This is a genomic window from Streptomyces zinciresistens K42 (assembly GCF_000225525.1).
Taxonomy (GTDB): Bacteria; Actinomycetota; Actinomycetes; order Streptomycetales; family Streptomycetaceae; genus Streptomyces; species Streptomyces zinciresistens.
The window spans coordinates 1-24,974 of the sequence record NZ_AGBF01000056.1; the positions used below are offsets into that span (position 1 = coordinate 1).

The 24,974-nt window shown below is 72.0% G+C and carries 23 protein-coding genes and 1 tRNA gene; 10 read left to right on the top strand and 14 right to left on the bottom strand.

Features of this window, described 5'->3' with window-relative positions; all coding sequences use genetic code 11:
• From SZN_RS17600 to pdhA, 3 genes are all read right to left on the bottom strand, one after another.
• The coding region (locus SZN_RS17600; RefSeq protein ID WP_007496843.1) for a biotin/lipoyl-containing protein at positions 1-333 on the bottom strand (333 nt) is incomplete at its 3' end.
• A complete protein-coding gene (locus SZN_RS17605) occupies positions 333-1,337 on the bottom strand; it encodes an alpha-ketoacid dehydrogenase subunit beta (protein WP_007496844.1) in 1,005 nt (334 codons plus the stop codon). The genes SZN_RS17605 and SZN_RS17600, both read right to left, overlap by 1 nt.
• Positions 1,334-2,470 (bottom strand): pyruvate dehydrogenase (acetyl-transferring) E1 component subunit alpha, encoded by a 1,137-nt coding sequence (gene pdhA / locus SZN_RS17610; RefSeq protein ID WP_007496846.1) that lies wholly within the window; start codon positions 2,468-2,470, stop codon positions 1,334-1,336. The genes SZN_RS17605 and pdhA overlap by 4 nt, the downstream gene beginning before the upstream one ends.
• Before the next feature lie 175 nt (positions 2,471-2,645).
• Here pdhA and SZN_RS17615 point away from each other — a divergent pair, with 175 nt between their 5' ends.
• Complete coding sequence (locus SZN_RS17615; RefSeq protein ID WP_244313377.1) at positions 2,646-3,146, top strand: Lrp/AsnC family transcriptional regulator; 501 nt, start codon at positions 2,646-2,648, stop codon at positions 3,144-3,146.
• A gap of 44 nt (positions 3,147-3,190) precedes the next feature.
• On the opposite strand, the gene SZN_RS17620 is transcribed toward SZN_RS17615, so the two are convergent.
• Together SZN_RS17620 and SZN_RS17625 are read right to left on the bottom strand one after the other, a co-directional pair.
• Positions 3,191-3,781, bottom strand: a complete 591-nt coding sequence (locus tag SZN_RS17620) for a TetR/AcrR family transcriptional regulator (protein WP_007496850.1) — start codon at positions 3,779-3,781, stop codon at positions 3,191-3,193.
• Positions 3,782-3,801: 20 nt separating this feature from the next.
• Entirely contained in the window at positions 3,802-5,319 is a 1,518-nt protein-coding gene (locus tag SZN_RS17625; protein WP_007496851.1) for a 3-hydroxyacyl-CoA dehydrogenase, read from the bottom strand.
• 160 nt (positions 5,320-5,479) lie between these two features.
• Between SZN_RS17625 and paaN the strand changes: the two genes are divergently transcribed.
• On the top strand, positions 5,480-7,174 hold the full coding sequence (paaN, locus tag SZN_RS17630) for a phenylacetic acid degradation protein PaaN (RefSeq protein ID WP_007496853.1): 1,695 nt from the start codon (positions 5,480-5,482) through the stop codon (positions 7,172-7,174).
• A 15-nt stretch (positions 7,175-7,189) separates the two neighbouring features.
• On the opposite strand, the gene SZN_RS17635 is transcribed toward paaN, so the two are convergent.
• From SZN_RS17635 to SZN_RS17645, 3 genes are read right to left on the bottom strand one after another with little or no spacing between them, the layout of a single operon-like run.
• Positions 7,190-7,936: a TrmH family RNA methyltransferase gene (locus SZN_RS17635; protein ID WP_007496854.1), complete on the bottom strand. Its 747-nt coding sequence runs from the start codon at positions 7,934-7,936 to the stop codon at positions 7,190-7,192.
• On the bottom strand, positions 7,933-9,159 hold the full coding sequence (locus SZN_RS17640; protein ID WP_007496856.1) for an HTTM domain-containing protein: 1,227 nt from the start codon (positions 9,157-9,159) through the stop codon (positions 7,933-7,935). The genes SZN_RS17635 and SZN_RS17640 overlap by 4 nt, the downstream gene beginning before the upstream one ends.
• Positions 9,156-9,968, bottom strand: coding sequence for a DUF5819 family protein (locus SZN_RS17645; RefSeq protein WP_007496858.1), 813 nt, complete (start codon positions 9,966-9,968; stop codon positions 9,156-9,158). The genes SZN_RS17640 and SZN_RS17645 overlap by 4 nt, the downstream gene beginning before the upstream one ends.
• A 209-nt stretch (positions 9,969-10,177) precedes the next feature.
• Here SZN_RS17645 and SZN_RS17650 point away from each other — a divergent pair, with 209 nt between their 5' ends.
• Positions 10,178-11,311 carry an acyl-CoA dehydrogenase family protein gene (locus SZN_RS17650; RefSeq protein ID WP_007496860.1) on the top strand — a complete coding sequence of 378 codons (1,134 nt, stop codon included), beginning with the start codon at positions 10,178-10,180 and terminating at the stop codon, positions 11,309-11,311.
• A 76-nt stretch (positions 11,312-11,387) separates the two neighbouring features.
• Here SZN_RS17650 and SZN_RS17655 read toward each other — a convergent pair whose 3' ends face one another.
• From SZN_RS17655 to SZN_RS38760, 4 genes are all read right to left on the bottom strand, one after another.
• Positions 11,388-11,735 carry a rhodanese-like domain-containing protein gene (locus SZN_RS17655; protein ID WP_007496861.1) on the bottom strand — a complete coding sequence of 116 codons (348 nt, stop codon included), beginning with the start codon at positions 11,733-11,735 and terminating at the stop codon, positions 11,388-11,390.
• A 75-nt stretch (positions 11,736-11,810) separates the two neighbouring features.
• Positions 11,811-12,740 (bottom strand): J domain-containing protein, encoded by a 930-nt coding sequence (locus SZN_RS17660; RefSeq protein ID WP_043731398.1) that lies wholly within the window; start codon positions 12,738-12,740, stop codon positions 11,811-11,813.
• Between the two features lie 195 nt (positions 12,741-12,935).
• Entirely contained in the window at positions 12,936-14,381 is a 1,446-nt protein-coding gene (locus tag SZN_RS17665; protein ID WP_007496865.1) for a DUF2252 domain-containing protein, read from the bottom strand.
• 150 nt (positions 14,382-14,531) lie between these two features.
• On the bottom strand, positions 14,532-14,702 hold the full coding sequence (locus SZN_RS38760) for a winged helix-turn-helix transcriptional regulator (RefSeq protein ID WP_007496868.1): 171 nt from the start codon (positions 14,700-14,702) through the stop codon (positions 14,532-14,534).
• A 64-nt stretch (positions 14,703-14,766) separates the two neighbouring features.
• On the opposite strand from SZN_RS38760, the gene SZN_RS17675 reads away from it, so the two are divergent.
• Positions 14,767-15,129, top strand: a complete 363-nt coding sequence (locus tag SZN_RS17675; RefSeq protein WP_007496869.1) for a DUF1304 domain-containing protein — start codon at positions 14,767-14,769, stop codon at positions 15,127-15,129.
• Positions 15,130-15,290: 161 nt separating this feature from the next.
• Here the strand turns inward: SZN_RS17675 and SZN_RS17680 are convergent.
• Positions 15,291-15,374: transfer RNA gene (locus SZN_RS17680), tRNA-Leu, on the bottom strand.
• A 507-nt stretch (positions 15,375-15,881) separates the two neighbouring features.
• On the opposite strand from SZN_RS17680, the gene SZN_RS17685 reads away from it, so the two are divergent.
• From SZN_RS17685 to pknB, 6 genes are all read left to right on the top strand, one after another.
• Positions 15,882-16,748: an FhaA domain-containing protein gene (locus SZN_RS17685; protein WP_007496872.1), complete on the top strand. Its 867-nt coding sequence runs from the start codon at positions 15,882-15,884 to the stop codon at positions 16,746-16,748.
• Positions 16,749-16,758: 10 nt separating this feature from the next.
• Positions 16,759-17,277: an FHA domain-containing protein FhaB/FipA gene (locus tag SZN_RS17690; RefSeq protein WP_007496874.1), complete on the top strand. Its 519-nt coding sequence runs from the start codon at positions 16,759-16,761 to the stop codon at positions 17,275-17,277.
• Positions 17,278-17,374: 97 nt separating this feature from the next.
• A complete protein-coding gene (locus SZN_RS17695) occupies positions 17,375-18,946 on the top strand; it encodes a Stp1/IreP family PP2C-type Ser/Thr phosphatase (RefSeq protein ID WP_007496876.1) in 1,572 nt (523 codons plus the stop codon).
• Between the two features lie 27 nt (positions 18,947-18,973).
• Positions 18,974-20,413: an FtsW/RodA/SpoVE family cell cycle protein gene (locus tag SZN_RS17700; protein ID WP_007496878.1), complete on the top strand. Its 1,440-nt coding sequence runs from the start codon at positions 18,974-18,976 to the stop codon at positions 20,411-20,413.
• Positions 20,410-21,882 (top strand): peptidoglycan D,D-transpeptidase FtsI family protein, encoded by a 1,473-nt coding sequence (locus SZN_RS17705; protein ID WP_007496884.1) that lies wholly within the window; start codon positions 20,410-20,412, stop codon positions 21,880-21,882. Before SZN_RS17700 ends, SZN_RS17705 begins: the two co-directional genes overlap by 4 nt.
• Positions 21,883-22,051: 169 nt before the next feature.
• The gene (gene pknB / locus SZN_RS17710; RefSeq protein WP_043731388.1) at positions 22,052-24,073 is read left to right on the top strand and encodes a Stk1 family PASTA domain-containing Ser/Thr kinase; all 2,022 of its coding nucleotides are present in this window, start codon (positions 22,052-22,054) and stop codon (positions 24,071-24,073) included.
• A gap of 125 nt (positions 24,074-24,198) precedes the next feature.
• Here pknB and SZN_RS17715 read toward each other — a convergent pair whose 3' ends face one another.
• Complete coding sequence (locus tag SZN_RS17715; RefSeq protein WP_007496888.1) at positions 24,199-24,969, bottom strand: class E sortase; 771 nt, start codon at positions 24,967-24,969, stop codon at positions 24,199-24,201.
• Positions 24,970-24,974 lie beyond the last annotated feature (5 nt).

The following is a 24,974-nucleotide window of genomic DNA, read 5'->3' on the forward strand; positions in this document are numbered from 1 at the left end:
CCGCCTACGGCGTGCCGGTGCCTCGGAGGTGCCGTATCCCACCAGCACGTTCCCCGAGCCCTCGGCCTGGGCGGGGCCGTCCGCGGGGGCGCCCACGGCCACCGTCAGCAGCGGGGCCCCGACGGGCAGTTCCGTGCCCTCCTCGCCGAAGCGGGCGGTGACCACACCGCCGTAGGGGCAGGGCACCTCGACCATCGCCTTGGCCGTCTCGACCTCCACGACGGGCTGGTCGATCGCGACGACGTCGCCGACCTGGACCAGCCAGCGCACGATCTCCGCCTCGGTGAGCCCCTCCCCGAGGTCGGGGAGCTTGAACTCCAGCACCTGTGGCATCAGCTCTCGGCCTCCCACTGAAGACGCCCCACGGCGTCCAGGATCCGGTCCACGCCGGGCAGGTGGTGCCGCTCCAGCATCGGCGGCGGGTAGGGGATGTCGAAGCCGGCCACGCGCAGCACCGGCGCCTCCAGGTGGTGGAAGCAGCGCTCCGTGACGCGGGCCGCGATCTCCCCTCCCGGGCCGCCGAACCCGCCCGACTCGTGCACGACGACCGCCCGTCCGGTCCGCCGCACCGAGGCCGCGACCGTCTCGTCGTCGAACGGCACCAGCGAGCGCAGGTCGACGACTTCCAGGTCCCAGCCCTCCTCGCGCGCCGCCTCGGCGGCTTCGAGGCAGACGGGCACGGACGGTCCGTACGTGATCAGCGTGGCGCTCCGGCCGGAGCGCCGCACCACCGCGCGGCCGATCGGTTCAACGTCCGGCGGCTCCTGCGGGTTCCAGGAGTCCTTCGACCAGTACAGCCGCTTGGGCTCCAGGAAGACGACCGGGTCGTCGGAGGCGATGGAGGCGCGCAGCAGGCCGTAGGCGTCGGCGACGGTCGCGGGCGTGACCACGTGCAGCCCCGGGGTCGCCATGTAGTACGCCTCGGAGGAGTCGCTGTGGTGCTCGACCCCGCCGATGCCGCCGCCGTAGGGCACGCGGATGGTGATCGGGAGCGGCATCCTGCCGCGGGTGCGGTTGCGCATGCGCGCGACATGCGAGATGAGCTGCTCGAACGCCGGGTAGGCGAACGCGTCGAACTGCATCTCCACGACCGGGCGCAGACCGTACATGGCCATGCCGACGGCGGTGCCCAGGATGCCCGCCTCGGCGAGCGGGGTGTCGGTGCAGCGGTCCTCGCCGAACTCCGCGGCGAGCCCGTCGGTGACCCGGAAGACACCGCCGAGGGTGCCGACGTCCTCGCCCATGACGTGCACGGACGGGTCGGCGGCCATGGCGTCGCGCAGCGCGCGCGTGAGGGCCTGCGCCATGGTGGCCGGCTTGACGGCGACGGTCGTCATCGGTGCGACCCCTCCGAATCGGCGTCGAGCTCGGCCCGCAGCTGGGCCTGCTGTGCGCGCAGTTGCGGGGTGGGTTCGGCGTAGACGTGGGCGAACAGGTCCGCCGGGTCGAGCGGGGCGTCCTCGTTCATGCGCGCGCGCAGGTCGGCCGCCATGGCCTCGGCGGCGTCCCTGGCCGCCTCCCTGGCGGCCTCGTCGAGCAGTCCGCGCCCGGTCAGCTCGCGCTCCAGGAGGGCGATCGGGTCGTGCTCGCGCCAGGTCTCGACCTCGGAGTCGCCGCGGTAGCGGGTGGCGTCGTCGGCGTTGGTGTGGGCGTCCACGCGGTAGGTGATCGCCTCCACCAGGGTGGGGCCGCCGCCCTCGCGGGCCCGCCGCACGGCGTCGCGCAGCACCTCGTGCACGGCGGCCGCGTCGTTGCCGTCGACGAGCCGGCCGGGCATCCCGTAGCCGACGGCCTTGTGGGCCAGTGTCGGTGCCGCGGTCTGCTTGGCGAGCGGTACGGAGATCGCGAAGCCGTTGTTCTGGACGAGGAAGACGACCGGTGCCTGCCACACGGCCGCGAAGTTCAGCGCCTCGTGGAAGTCGCCCTCGCTGGTGCCGCCGTCGCCGACCATGGCGAGGGCGACCACGTCGTCGCCCTTGAGGCGGGCGGCGTGCGCGAGGCCGACGGCGTGCGGGAGCTGGGTGGCGAGCGGCGTGGACAGCGGGGCCACCCGGTGCTCACGGGGGTCGTAGCCGGTGTGCCAGTCACCGCGCAGCAGGGTCAGGGCCGCGACGGGGTCCACGCCGCGGGCGACGACGGCGAGGGTGTCGCGGTAGCTGGGGAAGAGCCAGTCGCGCTCCTCCAGGGCGAGCGCGGCGGCCACCTCGCAGGCTTCCTGGCCGGTGCTGGACGGGTAGACGGCGAGGCGGCCCTGCTTGGTGAGCGCGGTCGCCTGGACGTTGTACCGGCGGCCGCGCACCAGCCCGGTGTACAGCCGGCGCAGCAGGTCCGGGTCGGCCTGCTCGGCCGCCTCGGTGCCGAGGACGCGGTAGGGCTCGGCGTCGGGCAGCAGCGGCGCGGGGTCCGTACGGGGCTGCCAGGCGGGCGGCGGCGATGGCCGGTACGCGCCCCGCTGCTCCATGACCGTCATGACGGCACCTCCTCGTGGGAGTGGCTGTGGGAGGCGCGGCTTCGGTGACGCGCCTCACCTACCGATTGTTCGGTCGTCGGCACATTTTGGCTACACGCGCCCCCAGGCTGTGGACAAACGGTTCTCCACAGCCTCCAATGAACGCAGGACGTCCACGCGAGGAGGGTGGGGGGACATGGACGCTGAACAAATGGCCGTCGGCGCGGAGGGCGGCCCCCCGCCACCGCCCGCCCGTCCGCTCGACGCGGTCGACGAGGACATCCTCCAGATGCTCCAGACGGACGGACGCGCGTCGATACGGTCGGTCGCCGAGCGGGTCCACGTCTCGCGCGCCAACGCCTACGCGCGTATCAACCGCCTCATCGAGGACGGCGTCATCCGGGGCTTCGGTGCCCGCGTCAACCATGAGCGCGCGGGCCAGGGCACCTCGGCGTACATCACCCTGAAGATCGTCCAGAACTCCTGGCGCACGGTCCGCGAGGAGTTGCGGCGGCTGCCCGGCGCCGCGCACATCGCCCTGGTGGGCGGCGACTTCGACGTCCTGCTGCTGGTGCACACACCCGACAACAGGTCACTGCGCGAACTGGTCCTCACCCGCCTCCAGGCGATCCCCGAGGTCCTCAGCACCCGCACCCTGCTGGTCTTCGAGGAGGAGGACCTGGAGCCCCAGGGCTGACCCGCGGACCGGGTCGGGGCGGACCCCGCCGCCCCGGGCCCCGGTCAGCCCGCCTTGCGCAGCCCGCCGAAGACCAGCCGGGCCACCGTCTCGGCGACCTCGCGCTCGTCCATGCCGCGGCCGTCCGGGCGGTACCACTCCACGATGGAGTTGACCATGCCGAAGACGAGGCGGGTCGCCAGCCGCACCTCCACGTCGGCGCGCACCTCGCCGTCGTCGGCCGCCGCCTTCAGCAGCGCGGCCACCCGGTGGTCGAAGTCGCGGCGGCGCTCCAGGGCCCAGCGCTCGGTGTCGGTGTTGCCGCGCACCCGCAGCAGCAGCGTCACGTACGGCAGTTCGGCTATGAGCACCTCGACCATGCGCCGCACCACGTACTCCAGCCGGTCGGCGGCGTGCCCCGCGCGCGCGTGCTCCTCGTCGAGGATGCCGAAGAGGCCGTCCAGGGCCCGGCTGACCGCCCGGCGCAGCAGTTCCTCCTTGCCGGTGACGTGGTGGTAGATCGACGACTTGGAGATGCCTGCCGCCCGGGAGAGGTGCTCCATGGACGTGCCGTCGTAGCCGCGCTCGTTGAAGACCTGCACGGCGACCGTGAGCAGCGTCTCCGGGGTGTACGTGTCGCGCTTGACGATGGTCATCCGCCGCTGCCCTCCCGGGGTCATGAGGTGCCGCCCCGCCGCTTGTCGGAGGCGTACGCGTGCCGGTACAGCGCCAGGGACGGCGCGTAGCGCCCCGAGGGGTCCCGCAGGTGCAGGTCGTCGAGGAGGGCGTACGCCCAGTTCCGGCCGAGCCGGCGGCTCCACTCGAAGGGGCCGAGGGGGTAGTTCACACCCAGCCGCATCGCGGTGTCGATGTCCTCCTCGGTGGCGACGCCCTTGGCGACGGCGTCGTGCGCGAGGTCGACGATCCGCGCGACCGTACGGGCGACGATCATGCCGGGCACGTCTCCGATGACGCTGACGTCCTTGCCGAGCGCCTGGAAGAGCCCGACGGCCTCCAGGAGGGTCCGCGGCGCGGTGTCCTGCGAGGCGGACAGCGCGATCCGGGTGGCGCGGCGGTAGTCGAGGGCGAGGTCGAAGTAGACGACGTCGCGGAACTCCACCGACGTCTGCCCGTCGGCCAGGGCGAGCTGGCCGCCGCTCGGCAGCACCAGGCGCGTGCCGTGGTCCTCTTCCTCCTCGCGCACCGCGATGCCCGCCTCGCGGATCAGCGGGAGCAGTTCGGCGGCGGGGCCCAGGTCGCCCTCGACCACGACGTGGGACGGGGGCGCGGCCGGTTCCGCGGTGTGCGGCCCGTCCCGGTCGGCGTCCTCGGCGTAGTCGTACCAGCCGTGGCCGCTCTTGCGGCCGAGCCGGCCCGACTCGACCAGGCGCCGCTGGGCGAGCGAGGGCGTGAAGCGCACGTCGTGGAAGAAGGACCGCCACACCGAGTGCGTCACCGACTCGTTGACGTCCTGCCCGATGAGGTCGGTGAGTTCGAAGGCGCCCATCCGGAAGCCGCCGCACTCGCGCAGCACCGCGTCGATGGTGGCCGGGTCGGCGCCCTGCGCCTCGTGGACCGCGAACGCCTCGGCGTAGAAGGGCCGGGCGATCCGGTTGACGATGAAGCCGGGGGTGTCGGCGCAGGCCACCGGGGTCTTGCCCCAGGCGCGTGCCGTCTCGTACGCGCGCGTGGCCGAGGTGACGTCGGTGGCGAACCCGGAGACGACCTCCACCAGCGGCAGCAGCGGTGCCGGGTTGAAGAAGTGCAGGCCGACGAAGCGGCCCGGCTGCGCGAGGACGCCGGCGACGGCCGTGACGGACAGCGACGAGGTGTTCGTCGCGAGCAGGCAGTCCTCCGAGACGACGCCCTCCAGCTCACGGAAGAGGTCCTGCTTGACGTCGAGGCGCTCCAGGACGGCCTCGACGACCAGGGAGCAGTCCGCCAGTTCGGCGATCGCGTCGGCCGGCAGCAGCCGGGCCCGTGCCGCGTCGCGGTCGGCGGCGGTGAGCCGGTCCTTCTCCACGAGCCGGTCGAGCCGGGCGCCGATCGCGTCGGCCGCCTCCCGCGCCCGCCCGGGAACGGCGTCGTACAGCCGCACCGGGTGGCCCGCCACCAGCGCGACCTGGGCGATGCCCTGGCCCATCGTGCCGGTGCCGACGACGGCCACGGGGCTGCTGAGGTCGAGTGCTGTCATGTGCGCGATCCTCCCGCACGGGGTTTTCCACAGATGCGCCGGTCCCCCTTGTCCCGACCGATCGTTCGGTTACTCTAACCCTGACCGCCTGTTCCCGCCCATGTTTCTGCCCAGGTCATGAGCTCGACGGAGAGCTCAGGAAACGAGGAGTTGGTCCCGCATGGCAACCGCCGAACTGACCACCCACGAGCTGATCGCCACGCACCGGCCCACCCTCGACCAGGCGCTGGAAGCGATCCGCACCCGCGCGTACTGGTCACCGCACCCGGAGCACCCCAAGGCGTACGGGGAGGGCGGCAGCCTGGACGCGGCCGCGGGCAAGGCCGCCTTCGACGCGCTCCTCGGCGACCGCCTCGACCTCGGCCAGCCCGGCACCGACGGCTGGGTGGGCGGCGAGGTCTCCCCCTACGGCATCGAGCTGGGCGTCGAGTACCCGCACGCGGACGTCGACGTCCTGCTGCCCGCCATGCGCGCCGGGATGCGCCGGTGGCGCGACGCGGGCGCGGAGCTGCGCGCCGTGGTCTGCCTGGAGATCCTCCGGCGGATCAGCGACCGGACGCACGAGTTCGCGCACGCGGTCATGCACACCTCCGGCCAGGCGTTCATGATGGCCTTCCAGGCGGGCGGCCCGCACGCGCAGGACCGCGGCATGGAGGCGGTGGCCTACGCCTACGCCGAGCAGGTCCGCACGCCCGACACGGCGGAGTGGACCAAGCCGCAGGGCAAGCGCGACCCGCTCGCGCTGACCAAGCGGTTCACCCCGGTCCCGCGCGGCATCGCCCTGCTCATCGGCTGCAACACCTTCCCCACGTGGAACGGCTATCCGGGCCTGTTCGCCTCCCTGGCCACCGGCAACCCGGTCCTCGTGAAGCCGCACCCGCGCGCGGTGCTGCCGCTCGCGCTCACCGTGCGGGTCGCGCGCGAGGTGCTGGCCGAGGCGGGCTTCGACGCGAACCTGGTCGCGCTGGCCGCCGAGCGCCCCGGCGAGGGCATCGCCAAGACCCTGGCCCTGCGCCCCGAGGTCCGGATCATCGACTACACGGGCTCGACCGCGTTCGGCGACTGGCTGGAGTCCCACGCCCGCCAGGCGCAGGTCTACACGGAGAAGGCCGGCGTCAACACCGTGCTGGTCGACTCCACGGCCGACTACAAGGGCATGCTCGCGAACCTGGCCTTCTCGCTGTCGCTGTACAGCGGCCAGATGTGCACCACCCCGCAGAACCTGCTCGTCCCCCGCGACGGCATCCGCACCGACCAGGGCCCCAAGACCTTCGACGAGGTCGTCACCGACCTCTCCCGCGCGGTCGACGGCCTCCTCGGCGACGACGCCCGCGCCAACGCGCTGCTGGGCGCGATCGTCAACCCCGACGTCAAGGCCCGTCTGGAGGCCGCCGCCGGCCTCGGTGAGGTCGCCCTCGCCTCCCGGGAGATCACCCACCCGGAGTTCCCGGACGCGGTGGTCCGCACGCCCGTCGTCGTGAAGCTGGACGGCGCCAAGCCGGACGACGAGGCCGCCTACATGAGCGAGTGCTTCGGCCCGGTCTCCTTCGCCGTCGCCGTCGACTCGTCGGCGGACGCGGTGGAGCTGCTGCGCCGGACCGTGCGCGAGAAGGGCGCCATGACGGTCGGCGCCTACACCACCGACGACGAGGTCGAGCAGGCCGTGCAGGAGGTCTGCTTCGAGGAGGCGGCCCAGCTGTCGCTCAACCTCACCGGCGGGGTGTACGTCAACCAGACGGCCGCCTTCTCCGACTTCCACGGCTCGGGCGGCAACGCGGCGGCGAACGCCGCCCTGTGCGACGGCGCGTTCGTGGCCGGCCGGTTCCGGGTCATCGAGGTGCGCCGGGAGGCGTAGCGGCCGCCACCCGGCCTACCGGCCGGCGGCGCCCCCGCCCAGACTCCAGTGGTACAGCGCCATGGCGACGCTGGTGGCCAGGTTGTAGCTGGAGACCTGGGGGCGCATCGGCAGGGCCAGCAAGTGGTCGGCGCGGGAGCGCAGTTCGGGCGAGAGTCCGCTGCGCTCGGACCCGAAGGCGAGGAGGGCGTCGTCCGGGAGCTGCACGCCCCGGATGTCGTCGCCCTCCGGGTCCAGCGCGAACAGCGGGCCGGGCGGCAGTCCGTCCGTGCCGAGCCGCTCCACCGCGGTCGCGAAGTGCAGGCCCGCCCCGCCGCGTACGACGGTCGGGTGCCAGGGGTCGAGGGTGCCGGTGGTGACCACACCGGTCGCGCCGAACCCGGCGGCCAGCCGGATCACCGCGCCCGCGTTGCCGAGGTTGCGCGGCTGGTCGAGGACCACGACGGGGGCGGTGCGCGGGGTGCGCGCCAGCTGTTCGAGACGGGCCGCGCGCGACGGCCGTACCGCGAGCGCGGCCACGGCCGTGGGATGCGGACGCGGCACCAGGGAGGCGTACACCGGCTCCGGGACCTCGGTCAGGAGCGCGTCGAGCGCGTCCCGTACGTCCGGCGCCAGCTCGTCGGCGAGGGCCAGCGCAGCCTGCCGGTCCACGGCCACCGCCACGGGCACCTCGGCGCCGAAGCGCACGGCGTGCTTGAGGGCGTGGAAGCCGTCCAGCAGGACGGAGGTCCCGGCGAGCCGGTGCCAGGAGGTCACGGTCATGCCGTCGAGCCTACGTGCGTCGGCTCCGGGTTCTCCGGGGTGCGCGGCTCCGGGAGCCCGGCCCGGTCCGCGCCGCCGCGCACCGGCCGCGGCAGCCGGTCCCGCGCGCGGGCGGCCAGCCCGCCGAGGCGCCGCAGGAACGACGTCGGCAGGAACACGGCGTCCGTCGCGATCATCGCCAGCGAGAAGAACGGCAGTCCGAGGACGACGGCGATCACGGCGTGCTCGGTCATCATCACGGCGAGAAGGACGTTCTTGACCCGCCGGTTGAACAGGGTGAACGGGAAGGCGACCTGGACGATGACCGTGCCGTAGGTGATGAGCATCACCATGGTGCCGCTGGAGGACAGCGCCTCCGCGAGGGCCGGCCAGGGCGAGAAGTAGTCCAGTTGCAGCGGGTAGTAGACCGCCGTGCCGTCCTGCCAGCGCGACCCCTGGACCTTGTACCAGCCCGCGGTCGCGTAGATCATGCACGCCTCGGCCATGATCACCAGCAGCGCGCCGTTGTGCACGACGTTGCCGACGACGTCGAGCAGGACCCGGGGCTGCACCGCGCGCGTGATCCGCCCCACGGTCCACCACACGCCCAGGGACAGCCACACGCCCCACAGGATCGCCGGGACGGTGATGTCGCCGTCGAGCCGGCCTCCCGCGGTCACCGCGACCAGCCCGAACCCGAGCACCGCCCACAGCGCCGGCCCGGCCCGGTCGGGCGCGACCCGCTCCCCCCGCGCGCGTGCCTCACGGGCGCGCCGGGCGCGGCGCTCGTCCAGCGACCAGACCAGGCCGCAGCGCGTGAACACGAGGTAGATGCTCATCAGGTGCAGGACGTTGTCACCGCCGTCGCCCATGAAGACCGAGCGGTTCTGCAGCGACAGCACCCCGATCATGAACAGCACCGACATCGTGCGGGTGCGCCAGCCGAGCAGCAGCAGGACGCAGGCCAGCACGGCGAGGACGTAGACGGTCTCGAACCAGAACGAACTGCTCGACCACATCAGGGCCGTGAACGCGCCGTTCGTGCCGATCAGCTGCTGGGCGAGGTCGAACGTCCACGGCCCGTCGGGGCCGTACATCTCCCGGCGGTTGGGGAACTCCCGCAGCAGGAACAGCAGCCAGGTCGCCGCGAAGCCGATGCGGATCACGGCCGTCTGGTAGGGCCCGAGGGCGGACTCGGTGACTTTGGCGATCCCGGAGGAGATCGCCAGGGAGAAGCGGTTCACCGGTCGGCTCCCTCGGTCGGGTCCTCCGGCAGCCACCACCAGGGCAGCAGCCGGTAGGTGGGCTTGTCGGAGATCTTCTCGTCGCTCCACCGGGGCGGGGGCACGTTGGTGGTGCGCGAGCGGACCTGGACGCGTTCGAGGGAACCGCCCTCCCCGGCCGCGTTCTCGCGGTCGAGGCGCATCAGCACGATGTTGCGCAGATACGACTCCGACAGCGCCCCGCGCAGGCCGAGGGGCTTGTTGCGGGCGTCGTGCGTGGCGACGAAGAAGTCCCAGGCCCGGCGCAGTTCGTTCTGCTGGGTGTGGCTCGGCAGCAGATTGCCGTCGATGGCCCGGCCGTCCTGGGCGGACAGGTCGTACCAGCGGGTGGTGCGCGTGCCGCCGGTCGCCGTGGCGACCTGGGCACGCACCTCCACCGCGATGTTCTGCTGGAGCGGGTTCGGGGCGAACAGCTTCCAGTTCTGCTCGAACTCCGGGTAGATCCAGTCGTCGATCGCCTTGCCGTTCTGCTTGGTGATCGTGTTCGGCGGGGCGACGTGCAGGAAGACCATGCCGATGTGCACGCAGACGGTGACGGCCACGACCGCGACCGCGAGGGCGGCGGCGATCTGGTACTTCAGCGAGAGCGCGGCCACCCCCGTACGGGGTTCCGGTCCCTCCGGGGACGCGACGGCGTACGGAGCCTGCGCCTCCGTACGGGATTCCGCCTCGGGCGCCGGTCCGGCGGGGGGCACGACGGCCGGCGGAGCCTGCGGCGGCCCCTCCCCGGGCCCCGGCCGCGCGTCCGGGCCTGCGTCGTGCGCGTCCATCCTGCCCCGTTCCCCGGTCCCGGTCCGCCCTCCCGGGCGCTCGCACGGGAACGGTACTCAGGCCCACCCGCCGGGCACAGCCCCGGCGGACCGCCGATGCCCACACCATACGGGGGTCCGGGCGGGGCCATTCCCTTCTCCTAGAACCTGTTCTATCTTGACGCTCCGTCAGATCGCCGTGCTTGGGGACGTGTGGAAGGGCAGGGACCGTGGACTTCACCTTCACCGAGGAACAGCGGGCGGCGGCCGAGGCGGCACGCGGGGTGTTCGCCGGGGTCGCGCCCGACTCCGTGCCCTCTCCCGCGCTCACGCCCGGCGCCGTCGCGGACGGGTTCGACCGCCCCCTGTGGGGCCGCCTCGCCGACGCCGACCTGCTGAGCCTGCTGCTCGCCGAGGAGCACGGCGGGGCCGGCCTCGACGCGATCGCCCTCTGCCTGGTGCTGCGCGAGTCGGCGCGGGTCCTGGCCCGGGTGCCGCTGCTGGAGCACAGCGCGGCACTGGCGGCCGTCCAGGCGTACGGCGGCCCCGGCGAGCACACCGGCCTGCTCGCCCGCGCGGGGCGCGGCGAGAGCGTGCTGACGGTCGCCGCCCACGGCCGCACCGGCCACGACCCGGCCGAGCTCGCGGTCACCGCCCGCCCGGACGGCGGGAACTGGGTACTGGACGGCGCGCAGACCGCGGTGCCCTGGGCCTACGACGCCGATCTCGTCGTCGTCCCGGCCCGTACCGCCGACGACCGGACCGTCCTCGCCCTGGTCCCGCCCACCGCGCCCGGCGTCTCCCTGGCCGAGCAGTTCTCCACCAGCGGTGAGCGGCTCGCGGAACTGCGCCTCGACGCGGCACGGCTCGTCCCGGAGGACGTCCTGGAGGCCGAGGGGGCCTGGGAGCGGCTGCGGGAGCTGCTGGCCACGGGAACCTGCGCGCTCGCCCTCGGCCTGGGGGAACGGGTGCTGGAGATGACCTCCGCCTACGCGGGCCGGCGGGTGCAGTTCGGGCATCCCATCGCCACGTTCCAGGCGGTCGCCGTGCAGTCCGCCGACCGCTACATCGACCTGCGCGCCATGGAGGCCACGCTGTGGCAGGCCGCGTGGCGCATCGCCTCGGGGGCCGCGGGGGCGCTGCCCGCGGCCGGGGACGTGGCCGTGGCGAAGATCTGGGCCTCGGAGGGGGTACGGCGGGTCGTGCAGACGGCCCAGCACCTGCACGGCGGCTTCGGCGCCGACGTCGAGTACCCGCTGCACCGGTACCACGCCTGGGCCAAGCACCTGGAGCTGGCGCTCGGCCCGGCGGCGGCGCACGAGGACGCCCTCGGGGATCTGCTGGCCGCGCACCCGCTGAGCTGACCGGCACGGTGCCCGCCACGTCGGTTCGCGGAGCCGGGGCTCCCCCGCGCGCGCCGGCCCGCGGCGCCGGGGCGGGTCAGAGGACGAAGCCGGGCTGTCCCCGACCGTCGACCACGGGGCGGGCCGCCGCCGCCCAGACCTGCATGCCGCCGTCGACGTTCACGGCGTCCACACCCTGCTGGACGAGGTACATCGCGACCTGCGCCGAACGTCCGCCGGACCGGCAGATCACATGCACGCGGCCGTCCTGCGGAGCGGCCTCGGTGAACTCGCCGTAACGGGCCGCGAACTCGCTGAGGGGGATGTGCAGTGCCCCTTCGGCGTGCCCCGCCTGCCACTCGTCGTCCTCACGGACGTCCAGCAGGAAGTCGTCGTCCTTGAGGTCCGCGACCTCGACCGTGGGTACGCCAGATCCGAAATGCATGCCCCGACGCTACCCGACCGGACCGCGGGGCCGTGATCCTCCCGCCGGGAGCACCCCGGCTGCCGGCCGGCGCGCTCAGCCCTCTTCGCCCGCGTCCGCGCCGAGCAGTCCGGCCAGCTCCTCCTCGCGCCGCGCGACCTGCGCCAGAAGCTGCTCAGCGATCTCCTCCAGGAGCCGGTCCGGGTCGTCCGGGGCCAGGCGCAGCATCCCACCGATCGCGCTCTCCTCCAGCTCCCTGGCGACCAGGGCGAGCATCTCCTTGCGCTGGGCCAGCCACTCCAGGCGGGCGTAGAGATCCTCGGCGGGGGTCGGTCCGGGCTCCTCGGGCACCGGCCCCACGGCCCACTCCTCGGCCAGCTCGCGCAGCAGTGCCTCGTCCCCGCGCGCGTAGGCCGCGTTGACCCGGGTGATGAACTCCTCGCGCCGGGCGCGCTCGTCCGCCTCCTGCGCGAGGTCCGGGTGGGCCTTGCGGGCCAGCTCGCGGTAGAGCTTGCGGGCCTCGTCGCTGGGACGCACCCGCTGCGGCGGCCGCACCGGCTGATCCGTGAGCATCGCGACGGCCTCCGGGAACAGCCCCGAGTCGTCCATCCACCCGTGGAACAGCTCCTCGACGCCGGGCATCGGCAGCACCCGCGCGCGGGCCTCCTCGGCCTTGCGGATGTCCTCGGGGTCGCCGGAGCGAGCGGCGACGGCCTCCGCGATCCGGGCGTCCAGCTCGTCGAGTCGGGCGTACATCGGGCCGAGCTTCTGGTGGTGCAGCCGGGAGAAGTTGTCCACCTCGACGCGGAAGGTCTCCACCGCGATCTCGTACTCGATCAGCGCCTGCTCGGCGGCCCGTACGGCGCGCTCCAGCCGCTCCTCGGGCCGCGCCGCGCTCTGGTCGGACCCGGCCTGCGCCTGTGCCCCACCACCCTGCTCGGCCGCGCCGACGGGCGCCTGGTCACCGCCCGGCGCGGGCGCACCGGCGGTCTCGGCCTGGGACTGCTCAGCTTCCGGCGTAGTCACCCGCCCAGCGTAGGCCACACCGGAACCGACGCTTCTGGCAACGGCTCCCCGGGGGCGGGCCACCACCGCCCGCGGCCCGCCGCCACGCCCTCCGCGCACCCCGCCGGACCCGGCCCCGGCGCCGTACGGGCCCGCTTCACGCCGCGCCGTCCCCACGGGCCGGCCTCCCCGGCCCTCCCCGGCCGGAACCGCTTCTCACACCCCCATCTCGGCGGCGACCCGTCCCGCGCGCACCGCCGCCACCAGGTCGGTGTGGTCCGCCTCGGTGCGGTCGGCGTAGGTGAGGGCGAAGGTGGCGATCGCCTCGTCCAACTGCTCGTTCTTGCCGCAGTAGCCGGCGAGGAGACGGGGGTCGACGCTGTGCGAGTGGGCGCGGGCCAGCAGGGCGCCGGTCATCCGCGCGTAGTCGTCGAGCTGGTCGGCGGCCAGCGCGGCGGGGTCGACACTGCCCTTGCGGTTGCGGAACTGCCGCACCTGGAACGGGCGGCCGTCCACCGTCGTCCAGCCCAGCAGCGTGTCGCTGACCACCTGCATGCGCTTCTGGCCGAGGACCACGCGGCGGCCCTCGTGCTCCTCGCCGGGCACCTCGAAACCGGCCGTCACCAGGTGCGGGACGAGGGCCGACGGGCGGGCCTCCTTCACCTGGAGGACCAGGGGCTCGCCGCGGTGGTCCAGCAGCAGCACGACGTAGGACCGGGTGCCCACGCTGCCCGTGCCGACCACGCGGAAGGCCACGTCGTGCACGGCGTGCCGGGCCAGCAGGGGGTGCCGGTCCTCGGAGAGCGAGGCGACGTACCCCTCCAGCGCCTCCACCACGGCCGCCGCCTCCTCGTCCGGCACCCGGCGCAGCACCGGCGGGGCGTCGACGAACCGGCGCCCGCCGTCCTCGGTCGCTTCCGTGGACTTCGCCGCGAAGCGTCCGCTGGTGTTGGCCCGCGCCTTCTCCGAGACCCGCTCCAGCGTGCCCAGCAGGTCATGGGCGTCGGTGTAGGAGACGAGCTCCTCGTCCGCGATCGCGTTCCACGCGTCCAGCACCGGGAGCTTGGCCAGCAGGCGCATGGTCCGCCGGTAGGCGCCCGCCGCGTCGTGCGCCGCCTCCCGGCACACGTCCTCGTCCGCCCCGGCCTCCCGGCCCGCGAGCACCAGCGAGGTGGCCAGCCGCTTGAGGTCCCACTCCCAGGGGCCGTACAGCGTCTCGTCGAAGTCGTTCAGATCGATGATCAGGCCGCCGCGCGCGTCGCCGTACAGACCGAAGTTCCCCGCGTGCGCGTCCCCGCAGATCTGGGCGCGGATGCCGGTGATCGGGGTGCGGGCGAGGTCGTGGGCCATCAGCCCGGCCGAGCCGCGCAGGAAGGCGAACGGCGTCGCCGCCATGCGCCCCACCCTGATCGGCGCCAGATCGGGGAGCCGGCCGCGGTTGGACTCCTCGACGGCGGCCACGGCGTCGGGCCGGTCCGCGACCAGCTCCAGCAGGGAGTGCTCGCCGCGCGGCAGCCGCTCGCGCAGCGCCTTGCCCTCCTTCTTCGGGGAGCCGCCACAGCTCCGCTCGGCGAAACCCCGCACCCGGGGCAGCCGCCGCGTCACCGACTCCGGCTCCGCCCCGGCCGCCTCCGCCGCACTCCGCGCACCGACCTCGGTCATACCGACCGCCTCCCCCGCTCCCGCACGAACATCAACTCGTGCCGACGTTACAACCGGTGGCCGATACGCGTCAGACCCTGTGGACAACTCCGTTGCCGCGGCGGCCTCCACACCTGTGGAAAACCCGTCCGCGCCCGGCGGGCGCCCGCCTCAGCAGCCGTCGGGCCGCTCCTCCTCGGGCCGATGCTTCCCGGCCCAGCCGCCCAGGGCGGCGAGCGCGGGCTCCAGCGCCGCCCCCGCGCCGGTCAGGCGGTACACCACCCGCAGCGGCGGCCCCTCGTACACCTCGCGCACCACCAGTCCCGCGGCCCCGCGGAGCACGATGCGTCCCCGCGGAGCCCGGTCCGCCGCCGGGAGCCCGGCCCCCCACCGGCACAATCACCGCATGCATGCGATCTCAGTCGTCCTCGTCGCCCTCATGGCGCTGCTGCACGTCTACATCCTGGTGCTGGAGATGTTCCTGTGGCAGCGCGCTCCGGGCCGCCGCTTCCACGGCTTCGACGCCGAACTGGCCCGCGCCACCGCGCCGCTGGCCGCCAACCAGGGCCTCTACAACGGCTTTCTGGCCGCGGGCCTGGTCTGGGGCCTGATCGCCGACGACCCGACCGGCCAGCGGGCCCAGGTCTTCTTCCTGTCCTGCATCGTCGTCGCCGGGATCTACGGCGCCGCCACCGCCAACCGCCGCATCCTCTTCGCCCAGGCCCTGCCCGCCGCGGTGACCCTCGCCACGGTCCTCGCGGCGGGCTGAGCACCGCCGTGGCCTGAGAGCTTCATCACAGGCCACGGCGGTGAAGGGCGGCGCGGCCGGCCGGCACACGGCACACGGCACGGAGCACACGAGGGGACGGACGACCTCGCGGACACAGCAGAAGAGGCGGCATCGTGTCTACGATGCCGCCTCTTCGAGTGTGCGCGAGGGGGGAGTTGAACCCCCACGCCCTTGCGGGCACTGGAACCTGAATCCAGCGCGTCTGCCTATTCCGCCACCCGCGCATTGGGTGTGTCTTCCGGGCCTTTCCGTGCGGTTCGGCGCCTTCCGACATGCAGAACATTAGCACGCCCCCCAGGGTGGGATCACCTCACTTATCCCCAGGCAGCCCGCCGTACGACGGCCCTCCCGGCGCCCACCAGCGCACTCGGCGGACGCGGACCCGCACCGCCCCGGATCCGGTGCCCCCGGTTCCGTATCAGCGTGAACCTGTTCACGTATCAACCTCGTACCGGTACCGGGCATCTCCCCAGGAGCCGGTCGGGGTCCACAGCCAGGTGCGGGACACTGGTCTGCGGCCACCTCTACGATCCATGGCAAGACGGTGTCCCTGAGGAGTTCGAAGGTGAGCTCCCGCGGGAACTTTCGAGGGCGTCGACACCTGTCGACCGGGCCGACGAGGGGAACCAGCCGATTTACCGGCGCGTGGATACGATCAGTAAGCAGTACCAGGTAAGGCAGTGCCCGCACGGCGGGAAACAGGACGTAGGCAACGACGGAGGAGGTGCCCCATGGGAGTCCTGAAGAAGTTCGAGCAGCGTCTCGAAGGTCTGGTCAACGGCACCTTTGCCAAGGTCTTCAAGTCCGAGGTCCAGCCCGTGGAGATCGCCGGAGCGCTCCAGCGCGAGTGCGACAACAACGCCACCATCTGGAACCGCGACCGCACGGTCGTCCCCAACGACTTCATCGTGGAGCTCAGCGCACCGGACCACGAGCGGCTGAGCCCGTACTCGGGCCAGCTCGGCGACGAGCTCGCCGGCATGGTCCGCGACTACGCCAAGCAGCAGCGCTACACCTTCATGGGCCCGATCAAGGTCAATCTGGAGAAGGCGGACGACCTGGACACGGGCCTGTACCGGGTCCGCAGCCGTACGCTCGCCGGCTCCGCCGACCAGCAGGGCCAGCAGCCCTCCGCCCCGCCGGCGTCCGGACGCCCCGGCGCCGCGCAGGGCGGCTACGGCTACCCGCCCGCGGGCGGGCCCTCCGGCGCCCCTCCCATACCGGCCGCGCCGCCCCCCGGCGGACGTCCCGGCGGCTACGGCTACCCGCAGCCCGCGGGCGGCCAGCGTCCCCCCGCCGCACCCGCGGCGGGCGGCCGCACCCGCTACTGGATCGAGATCAACGGCAACCGCCACCAGATCTCCCGCGCGACGCTCGTGCTGGGGCGCAGCACCGAGGCCGACGTGCGGATCGACGACCCCGGCGTCTCCCGCCGGCACTGCGAGATCCGGACCGGAACGCCCTCGACGATCCAGGATCTCGGGTCCACCAACGGCATCGTGGTGGACGGGCAGCACACCACCCGCGCTACGCTCCGCGACGGCTCGCGGATCGTCGTGGGCAGCAGCACCATCATTTACCGGCAAGCCGAAGGGTGAAGCGGGGGCAATGTCAGAGCTGACCCTCACGGTCATGCGGCTGGGTTTCCTGGCCGTACTGTGGCTGTTCGTGATCGTGGCCGTGCAGGTCATCCGCAGCGACCTGTTCGGTACGCGCGTCACCCAGCGCGGGTCCAGGCGTGAAGCCGGACGACAGCAGCAGGCGGCCGCCCGGCAGGCGGCGGCACCGCCGCAGCAGCGCGGCCAGCAGGGCGGCGGCCGCCAGCGCCGCAACGCCCCCACGAAGCTGGTCGTGTCCGAGGGCACCCTCACCGGCACCACCGTCGCGCTCCAGGGCCAGACGATCACGCTGGGCCGGGCGCACGACAGCACGATCGTGCTGGACGACGACTACGCCTCCAGCCGCCATGCCAGGATCTACCCGGACCGGGACGGCCAGTGGATCGTCGAGGACCTCGGCTCCACCAACGGCACGTACCTCGACCGATCGCGGCTGACGACCCCCACACCGGTTCCGCTGGGCGCGCCGATCCGCATCGGCAAGACCGTCATCGAGCTGCGGAAGTAGTACACGTCATGAATGAGCGCGAGCGGAGCGAGCCCGCAGCGGCGGCCCCCACCCCGGGCCCCGGCGCGCTCCCGACCGGAGGGTGGGCACCGTGCGGATGTACCCGGAGCCGACGGGCGAGGTGCGCATGAGTCTGTCACTGCGCTTCGCCGCCGGATCGCACAAAGGCATGATCCGGGAGGGCAACGAGGACTCCGGATACGCCGGTCCCCGCCTACTCGCCATCGCCGACGGCATGGGCGGCGCCGCCGCCGGCGAGGTCGCCTCCTCCGAGGCGATCTCCACCATCGTCGCCCTCGACGACGACGTCCCCGGCTCCGACATCCTCACCTCGCTCGGCACGGCCGTGCAGCGCGCCAACGACCAGCTGCGCTCGATGGTCGAGGAGGACCCGCAGCTGGAGGGCATGGGCACCACGCTCACCGCCCTGCTGTGGACCGGCCAGCGCCTCGGTCTCGTCCATGTCGGCGACTCGCGCGCGTACCTGCTGCGCGACGGCGTCCTCACCCAGATCACCCAGGACCACACCTGGGTGCAGCGCCTGGTCGACGAGGGCCGCATCACCGAGGAAGAAGCCACCACCCACCCCCAGCGCTCGCTGCTGATGCGGGCGCTGGGCAGCGGCGACCACGTCGAGCCCGACCTCTCCATCCGGGAGGTCCGCGCCGGCGACCGCTATCTGATCTGCTCCGACGGCCTCTCCGGCGTCGTCTCCCACCAGACCCTGGAGGAGACCCTCGCCAGCTACCAGGGCCCGCAGGAGACGGTCCAGGAGCTCATCCAGCTCGCACTGCGCGGCGGCGGCCCGGACAACATCACCGTGATCATCGCGGACGTCCTCGACCTGGACACCGGCGACACCCTGGCCGCACAGCTGTCGGACACCCCCGTCGTGGTCGGCGCGGTCGCCGAGAACCAGCAGCACCACCTGCACGACAACGGCATCATGCAGACCCCCGCGGGCCGCGCCTCCGGGCTCGGCCGCCAGGTGCCCGGACAGGGCGGCGGCGAGTTCGGCCCGCCCGGCTCCGGCGACACCGCCGGCTACGCCCCCGCGGACGGCTTCGGCGACTACACCGAGGACGACTTCGTCAAGCCCCGCAAGGGCCGCAGGTGGCTGAAGAGATCCTTCTACTCGGTGCTCACGCTCGCCGTCGTCGGCGGTGGCCTGTACGGCGGCTGGCGCTGGACGCAGACGCAGTACTACGTCGGCACCAACAAGCAGAACGTCGCCCTGTACCGGGGGATCAGCCAGGATCTCGCCTGGGTCTCGCTGTCGAAGGTCGAGAAGGACCGCCCCGACATCGAACTCAAGTACCTGCCGCCCTATCAGCAGAAGCTGGTCGAGGCGACGATCGCCGAGGGCGGCCTGAAGGACGCCCAGGCGAAGATCGACGAACTGGCGCTCCAGGCCTCCGCGTGCAAGAAGCGGGCCGAGCGGCAGGCCGCCGGCAGCCAGAAGAACTCGAAGACGGGCGAGGGCCAGGCCGGAGGCACCAAGGGAACCAGCCTCACCTCCCTCACGTCCAAGGCGACGTCGACGCCGTCGACCACCGAGTCCGCCTCACCTCCCCCGTCCACCTCCCCGACCCCGACTGCGACGCCAAGCCCCGGCCCGACGCTCTCGGAGGAAGAGCAGAAGGTCGTCTCGAACTGCGGTACGCAGTAGGCAAGCCGTGAGAGGCCCCGTCACACGATGAGCAGTACAACGAACTCGCCGACGCACCACACGTCCACCATCGGTGCGATCGGCGCACCGAGCCGCCGCAACACCGAACTCGCGCTGCTGGTCTTCGCGGTCGTCATCCCGGTGTTCGCCTACGCCAACGTCGGGTTGGCGATCAACGGCGAAGTACCGGCCGGCCTGCTCGGCTACGGCGTCGGGCTCGGCCTGCTGGCCGGCATCGGCCATCTCGCCGTACGGAAGTTCGCTCCGTACGCCGACCCGCTGATGCTGCCGCTGGCCACCCTGCTGAACGGCCTCGGTCTGGTCGCCATCTGGCGGCTCGACCAGTCGAAGCGGCTCCAGCAGAGCAGTCAGTACGTCGAGGCGGCGCCGCGTCAGCTGCTGTACTCCGCGCTGGGCGTGGCCCTGCTGGTGGCGGTGCTGATATTCCTCAAGGACCACCGCGTCCTGCAGCGCTACACCTACATCTCCATGGCCGCGGCGCTGGTCCTGCTCGTGCTGCCGCTCGTCCCCGGGCTCGGAGCCGACGTCTTCGGCGCCAAGATCTGGATCAAGATCCCCGGCCTCGGCACGGTCCAGCCCGGTGAGTTCGCCAAGATCGCCCTGGCGGTCTTCTTCGCCGGCTATCTCATGGTCAAGAGAGACGCGCTGGCCCTCGCCAGCCGCCGCTTCCTGGGCCTGTACCTGCCGCGCGGCCGCGACCTCGGGCCGATCCTCGTCGTCTGGGCCATCTCGATCCTCATCCTGATCTTCGAGACCGACCTCGGAACGTCCCTGCTGTTCTTCGGGATGTTCATCATCATGCTGTACGTCGCCACCGAGCGGACCAGCTGGATCGTCTTCGGTCTGCTGATGTCGGCGACCGGCGCGGTCGGCGTGGCCAGCTTCCAGCCGCACATCCAGACGCGTGTGCAGGCGTGGCTGGACCCGATGCGCGAGTACCAGCTCAGCCGGCAGGGCGTGTTCGGCCACACCGAGCAGGTCATGCAGGCCCTGTGGGCCTTCGGCTCCGGCGGCACCCTCGGCACCGGCCTCGGCCAGGGCAACTCCGACCTCATCGGCTTCGCCGCCAACTCCGACTTCATCCTCGCCACGTTCGGCGAGGAGCTGGGGCTGGCCGGCGTCATGGCGATCCTGCTGGTCTACGGCCTGATCGTGGAACGCGGTGTGCGCACGGCCCTCGCGGCCCGCGACCCGTTCGGCAAGCTGCTGGCCATCGGCCTGTCCGGGTCCTTCGCCCTCCAGGTCTTCGTCGTGGCCGGCGGTGTGATGGGCCTCATCCCGCTGACCGGCATGACGCTGCCGTTCGTGGCGTACGGCGGTTCCTCCGTCATCGCCAACTGGGCCCTGATCGGCATCCTGCTGCGCATCAGCGACACCGCGCGCCGTCCGGCCCCCGCCCCCGCGCCCAACCCCGACGCCGAGATGACGCAGGTGGTCCGTCCGTGAACAAGCCCCTACGCCGGATCGCGATCTTCTGCGGACTCCTCGTCCTCGCGCTGCTCGTCCGCGACAACTGGATCCAGTACGTCCGGGCCGACGAGCTCAGGACCGACAAGGACAACCGCCGGGTGGTCATCGAGCGCTACGCCAGCCCGCGCGGCAACATCATCGTCGACGGCAAGGCGATCACGGGCTCGAAGGAGAGCTCCAGCAGCGACTTCAAGTACAAGCGCACCTATGTGAACGGCCCCATGTGGGCACCGGTCACCGGGTACGCCTCGCAGGCGTTCGGCGCCAACCAGCTGGAGTCCATCGAGGACGGCATCCTCACCGGCAACGACGACCGGCTGTTCTTCCGCAAGACCCTCGACATGGTCACCGGCAAGGAGCAGCAGGGCGGCAACGTCGTCACCACGCTGAACGCCGCTGCCCAGAAGGCCGCGTACAACGGCCTCAAGGCGCGCGGCAAGGGTGCCGTCGTGGCGCTGGAGCCCTCCACCGGCAAGATCCTGGCCCTGGCCTCCTTCCCGTCGTACGACCCGGGCTCCTTCGCCGGCAACTCCACGTCGGTCGACTCCAAGGCGTGGACCAAGCTCCAGAAGAAGAACAACCCGAACGACCCGATGCTCAACCGGGCGCTGCGCGAGGTCTATCCGCCCGGTTCGACCTTCAAGGTGCTCACCGCGGCGGCGGCCCTGGAGCAGGGCCTGTACAAGGACGCGGACAGCAGGACCGACTCGCCGGACCCCTGGGTCATGACGGGCACCAACACGGAACTGCCCAACGAGGGCAACATCCCCTGCAAGAACGCCACGCTGCGGGTGGCCCTCCAGTACTCGTGCAACACCGTCTTCGGCAAGGTCGGCGCCGACCTGGGCAACGCCAAGATGCTGGAGACGGCGAAGAAGTTCGGGTTCACCAAGGAGCAGTTCGTCCCGATCCGCACCAGCGCGTCGGTCTTCTCGGACGACATGAACGCCTCGCAGACCGCGCTGTCGTCCATCGGCCAGTTCAACACGGCCACCACCCCGCTCCAGATGGCCATGGTGGCCTCCGCCGTCGCCAACAACGGCACGCTGATGAAGCCGTACATGGTCGACGAGCTCCAGACCAGCAACCTCGACGCCATCGAGAAGACCGACCCCGAGGAGATGAGCCGGCCGCTCCAGGCCGGCAACGCCCAGATCCTCCAGTCGATGATGGAGACCGTCGTCAAGGACGGCACCGGCAAGAGCGCCCAGATCCCGGGCGTCACCGTGGGCGGCAAGACCGGTACCGCCCAGCGCGGTGTCGACAACAGCGGCCGGCCGTACGCGTGGTTCATCTCCTACGCCAAGGTCGACAACAGCTCGCCGGTCGCGGTGGCGGTCGTCGTCGAGGACGAGAAGGCGGTCCGCGGCGACATCTCCGGTGGCGGTCTCGCCGCTCCGATCGCCAAGAGCGTCATGGAGGCGGTCATCAACTCCAAGAAGTGACCCCGCTCACGTCCCCTTCACATCGGTGCACGTTGCGATACCGGTCCTGTATCGGGTTACGGGCTTGGCCAGGTCACACAAGATGAGCCGGGTACGGTATGCCCGGACGGCACACCGGCCCACCCACAAGGGTGAGGCCGGGACCGACGGAGAGGGCTGGTAGGTAGCTATGGAAGAGCCGCGTCGCCTAGGCGGCCGGTACGAACTGGGCCAGGTGCTCGGTCGTGGTGGCATGGCGGAGGTATACCTCGCGCATGACACCCGGCTCGGCCGCACCGTGGCGGTGAAGACGCTGCGCGCGGACCTGGCGCGCGACCCGTCCTTCCAGGCCCGGTTCCGCCGGGAGGCCCAGTCGGCCGCCTCGCTCAACCATCCCGCGATCGTGGCGGTGTACGACACGGGCGAGGACTACATCGACAACGTGTCGATCCCGTACATCGTCATGGAGTACGTCGACGGCTCCACGCTCCGTGAGCTTCTTCACAGCGGCCGCAAGCTGCTGCCGGAGCGGGCGATGGAGATGACCATCGGCATCCTCCAGGGTCTGGAGTACGCCCACCGCAGCGGCATCGTCCACCGTGACATCAAGCCGGCGAACGTCATGCTCACGCGCAACGGCCAGGTCAAGGTCATGGACTTCGGCATCGCCCGCGCCATGGGCGACTCCGGCATGACGATGACCCAGACCGCGGCCGTCATCGGCACCGCCCAGTACCTCTCCCCGGAGCAGGCCAAGGGCGAGCAGGTCGACGCCCGGTCGGACCTGTACTCCACCGGCTGCCTGCTGTACGAGCTGCTGACGGTGCGGCCGCCGTTCATCGGCGACTCCCCGGTCGCGGTCGCGTACCAGCACGTCCGGGAAGAGGCGCAGTCCCCGTCGGTCTTCGACCCCGAGATCACGCCCGAGATGGACGCGATCGTGCTGAAGGCCCTCACCAAGGACCCGAACTACCGCTACCAGTCGGCCGACGAGATGCGCGCCGACATCGAGGCGTGCCTCGACGGCCAGCCCGTCGCCGCCACGGCCGCGATGGGTTCGGTGGGCTACGGCGGCTATCCGGACGACCAGCCGACGACGGCCCTGCGCGCCACGGACGCGGGCGCCACGTCGATGCTGCCGCCCATGAACCCGGACGACGGCGGCTACGGCTACGACGACCGGGTCGACCGGCGCCGCCAGAAGAAGTCGAACACCTCGACGATCCTGCTGGCCGTCGCGGGTGTGCTGGTCCTGGTCGGCGCCATCCTCATCGGCAAGTGGGTCTTCGCCGGCGAATCGGCGAGCAACAACTCCGTCGCCGCCCCGAGCCTCGTCGGCGAGACCCAGGACAGCGCCAAGGAACTGCTCGCCAACGTCGATCTCAAGCTGGGCCAGGTCACCACGAAGGAATGTGACAACCAGCCCAAGAACCGGATCTGCAGCCAGAACCCCGAGGCCAAGACCAAGATCGACAAGGGTTCCACGATCGACGTCGTGGTCTCGACGGGTGCGCCGAAGGTCTCCGTGCCCGATGTGACGGGCCTGAAGTTCAACAAGGCGAAGGACGAGCTGGAGCGCAAGGGCTTCGTGGTCGAGCAGAAGACCAAGGAGTCCGACCGGACCCCGGGCGTCGTCATCAGCCAGGACCCCGAGGGCTCGACCGAGCAGGAGAAGGGCTCCACGATCACGCTGACCGTCGCCAAGGAGGAGGCCAAGTCCACCGTTCCGGACGTGGCCGGCCGCACCTGCGACGAGGCGAAGGCGCAGATGCAGGCCAACAACCTGACCGGTACCTGCACCGAGGTCGAGACCCAGGACCCGAACCAGGTCGGCAAGGTCATCTCGACCTCGCCGGAGGCCGGCAGCGAGGCCGACAGGAACTCCACGGTGACCATCCAGGTCGGCAAGCAGGCCCAGCAGAAGACGCAGGTGCCCAACGTCGTCGGCCAGACGGTCGGCCAGGCCAAGCAGATCCTCCAGGGCGGCGGCTTCACGAACATCCAGTTCGAGAACGGCAGCGACCAGGGTGACAACGCGCTGGTGACCAAGCAGGACCCGGGAGCCGGCCAGCAGGTCGACAACCCCGGGGGCACCCAGATCAAGCTGACGACCGTCGGCTTCGGCGGGAACAACGGCGGCAACAACGGAGGGAACAACGGCGGCGGCTTCTTCGGCGGCCTGACCGGGACATCCACCCGTACGGAGCACTGACCTACCGCCGGACCCCCGGCGCGGACACGAGTGAGCCCCGGTGCCCTTGATGATTCAGGGCACCGGGGCTCACTCGTGCCGTGCGCTCACCGGTCTGCGGGCTCACCGGCCGCCGGGCGGACCGCTCAGCGCAGTTCCTCGGGCGGCGTACGGTTCTCGTCGACCTTCTGCACCCGCTCCAGCTCGCCCCACACCACGTACCGGTAGCGGCTCGTGTAGATCGGCGTGCAGGTCGTCAGCGTGATGTAGTTGCCGGCCTTGGTCCTGCCCGACTCCTTGGGGATGTCGGCGAGGACCTGGACGTTGTACTTCGAGGTCTCGGGAAGGATGGCGTAGACCTTGTAGACGAACCACTTGTCCTTCGTCTCGAAGACGATCGGGTCGCCCTTGGCGAGCTTGTGGATGTTGTGGAACTTCGCGCCGTGGCCGTCCCGGTGGGCGGCGAGGGAGAAGTTGCCCTTCCGGCCCGAGGTCGGCAGCGTCGCCTTGACGGGATCGGTGTAGTAGCCGGCCACGCCGTCGTTGAGGATCTTCGACGTCGTGCCCTTCTCGACGAGGATCTCGCTGCCGCTCATCGCGGGCACGTGGAGGAAGCCGATGCCGTTCTTGGCGTCGAAGGCCGCGCCGCGGCCCGAGCCGCCGTCCTGCCGGGCCCAGATGTCACGGATCTTGTCGGCCTGCTCGCCGGCCGCGCGGTCGGCGACGACGTTGGTCCACCACAGGGAGTAGACGACGAACAGGCCCATCACCAGGCCCGCGGTGATGAGGAGTTCACCGAAGACGCTGATCACCGTGGCTATCGGGCCCATACCGCGCCGGGCCGGCCGGCCCGGGGAGGGGGAGTCGCCGACGCGCTCCGCGTGCTCGGTGTCGTCAGTGGTCGCTGCCACGTTCATCTGCC

Coding starts and splice junctions, on each gene's coding strand:
- SZN_RS17715 (WP_007496888.1), bottom strand. CDS start 24,969: ATGAACGTGGCAGCGACCACTGACGACACCGAGCACGCGGAGCGCGTC.
- SZN_RS17675 (WP_007496869.1), top strand. CDS start 14,767: ATGCATGCGATCTCAGTCGTCCTCGTCGCCCTCATGGCGCTGCTGCAC.
- SZN_RS17665 (WP_007496865.1), bottom strand. CDS start 14,381: ATGACCGAGGTCGGTGCGCGGAGTGCGGCGGAGGCGGCCGGGGCGGAG.
- SZN_RS17625 (WP_007496851.1), bottom strand. CDS start 5,319: ATGACAGCACTCGACCTCAGCAGCCCCGTGGCCGTCGTCGGCACCGGC.
- SZN_RS17605 (WP_007496844.1), bottom strand. CDS start 1,337: ATGACGACCGTCGCCGTCAAGCCGGCCACCATGGCGCAGGCCCTCACG.
- SZN_RS17620 (WP_007496850.1), bottom strand. CDS start 3,781: ATGACCATCGTCAAGCGCGACACGTACACCCCGGAGACGCTGCTCACG.
- SZN_RS17655 (WP_007496861.1), bottom strand. CDS start 11,735: ATGCATTTCGGATCTGGCGTACCCACGGTCGAGGTCGCGGACCTCAAG.
- SZN_RS17685 (WP_007496872.1), top strand. CDS start 15,882: ATGGGAGTCCTGAAGAAGTTCGAGCAGCGTCTCGAAGGTCTGGTCAAC.
- SZN_RS17695 (WP_007496876.1), top strand. CDS start 17,375: ATGTACCCGGAGCCGACGGGCGAGGTGCGCATGAGTCTGTCACTGCGC.
- SZN_RS17645 (WP_007496858.1), bottom strand. CDS start 9,968: ATGGACGCGCACGACGCAGGCCCGGACGCGCGGCCGGGGCCCGGGGAG.
- pknB (WP_043731388.1), top strand. CDS start 22,052: ATGGAAGAGCCGCGTCGCCTAGGCGGCCGGTACGAACTGGGCCAGGTG.
- SZN_RS17700 (WP_007496878.1), top strand. CDS start 18,974: ATGAGCAGTACAACGAACTCGCCGACGCACCACACGTCCACCATCGGT.
- SZN_RS17690 (WP_007496874.1), top strand. CDS start 16,759: ATGTCAGAGCTGACCCTCACGGTCATGCGGCTGGGTTTCCTGGCCGTA.
- pdhA (WP_007496846.1), bottom strand. CDS start 2,470: ATGACGGTCATGGAGCAGCGGGGCGCGTACCGGCCATCGCCGCCGCCC.
- paaN (WP_007496853.1), top strand. CDS start 5,480: ATGGCAACCGCCGAACTGACCACCCACGAGCTGATCGCCACGCACCGG.
- SZN_RS17615 (WP_244313377.1), top strand. CDS start 2,646: ATGGACGCTGAACAAATGGCCGTCGGCGCGGAGGGCGGCCCCCCGCCA.
- SZN_RS17635 (WP_007496854.1), bottom strand. CDS start 7,936: ATGACCGTGACCTCCTGGCACCGGCTCGCCGGGACCTCCGTCCTGCTG.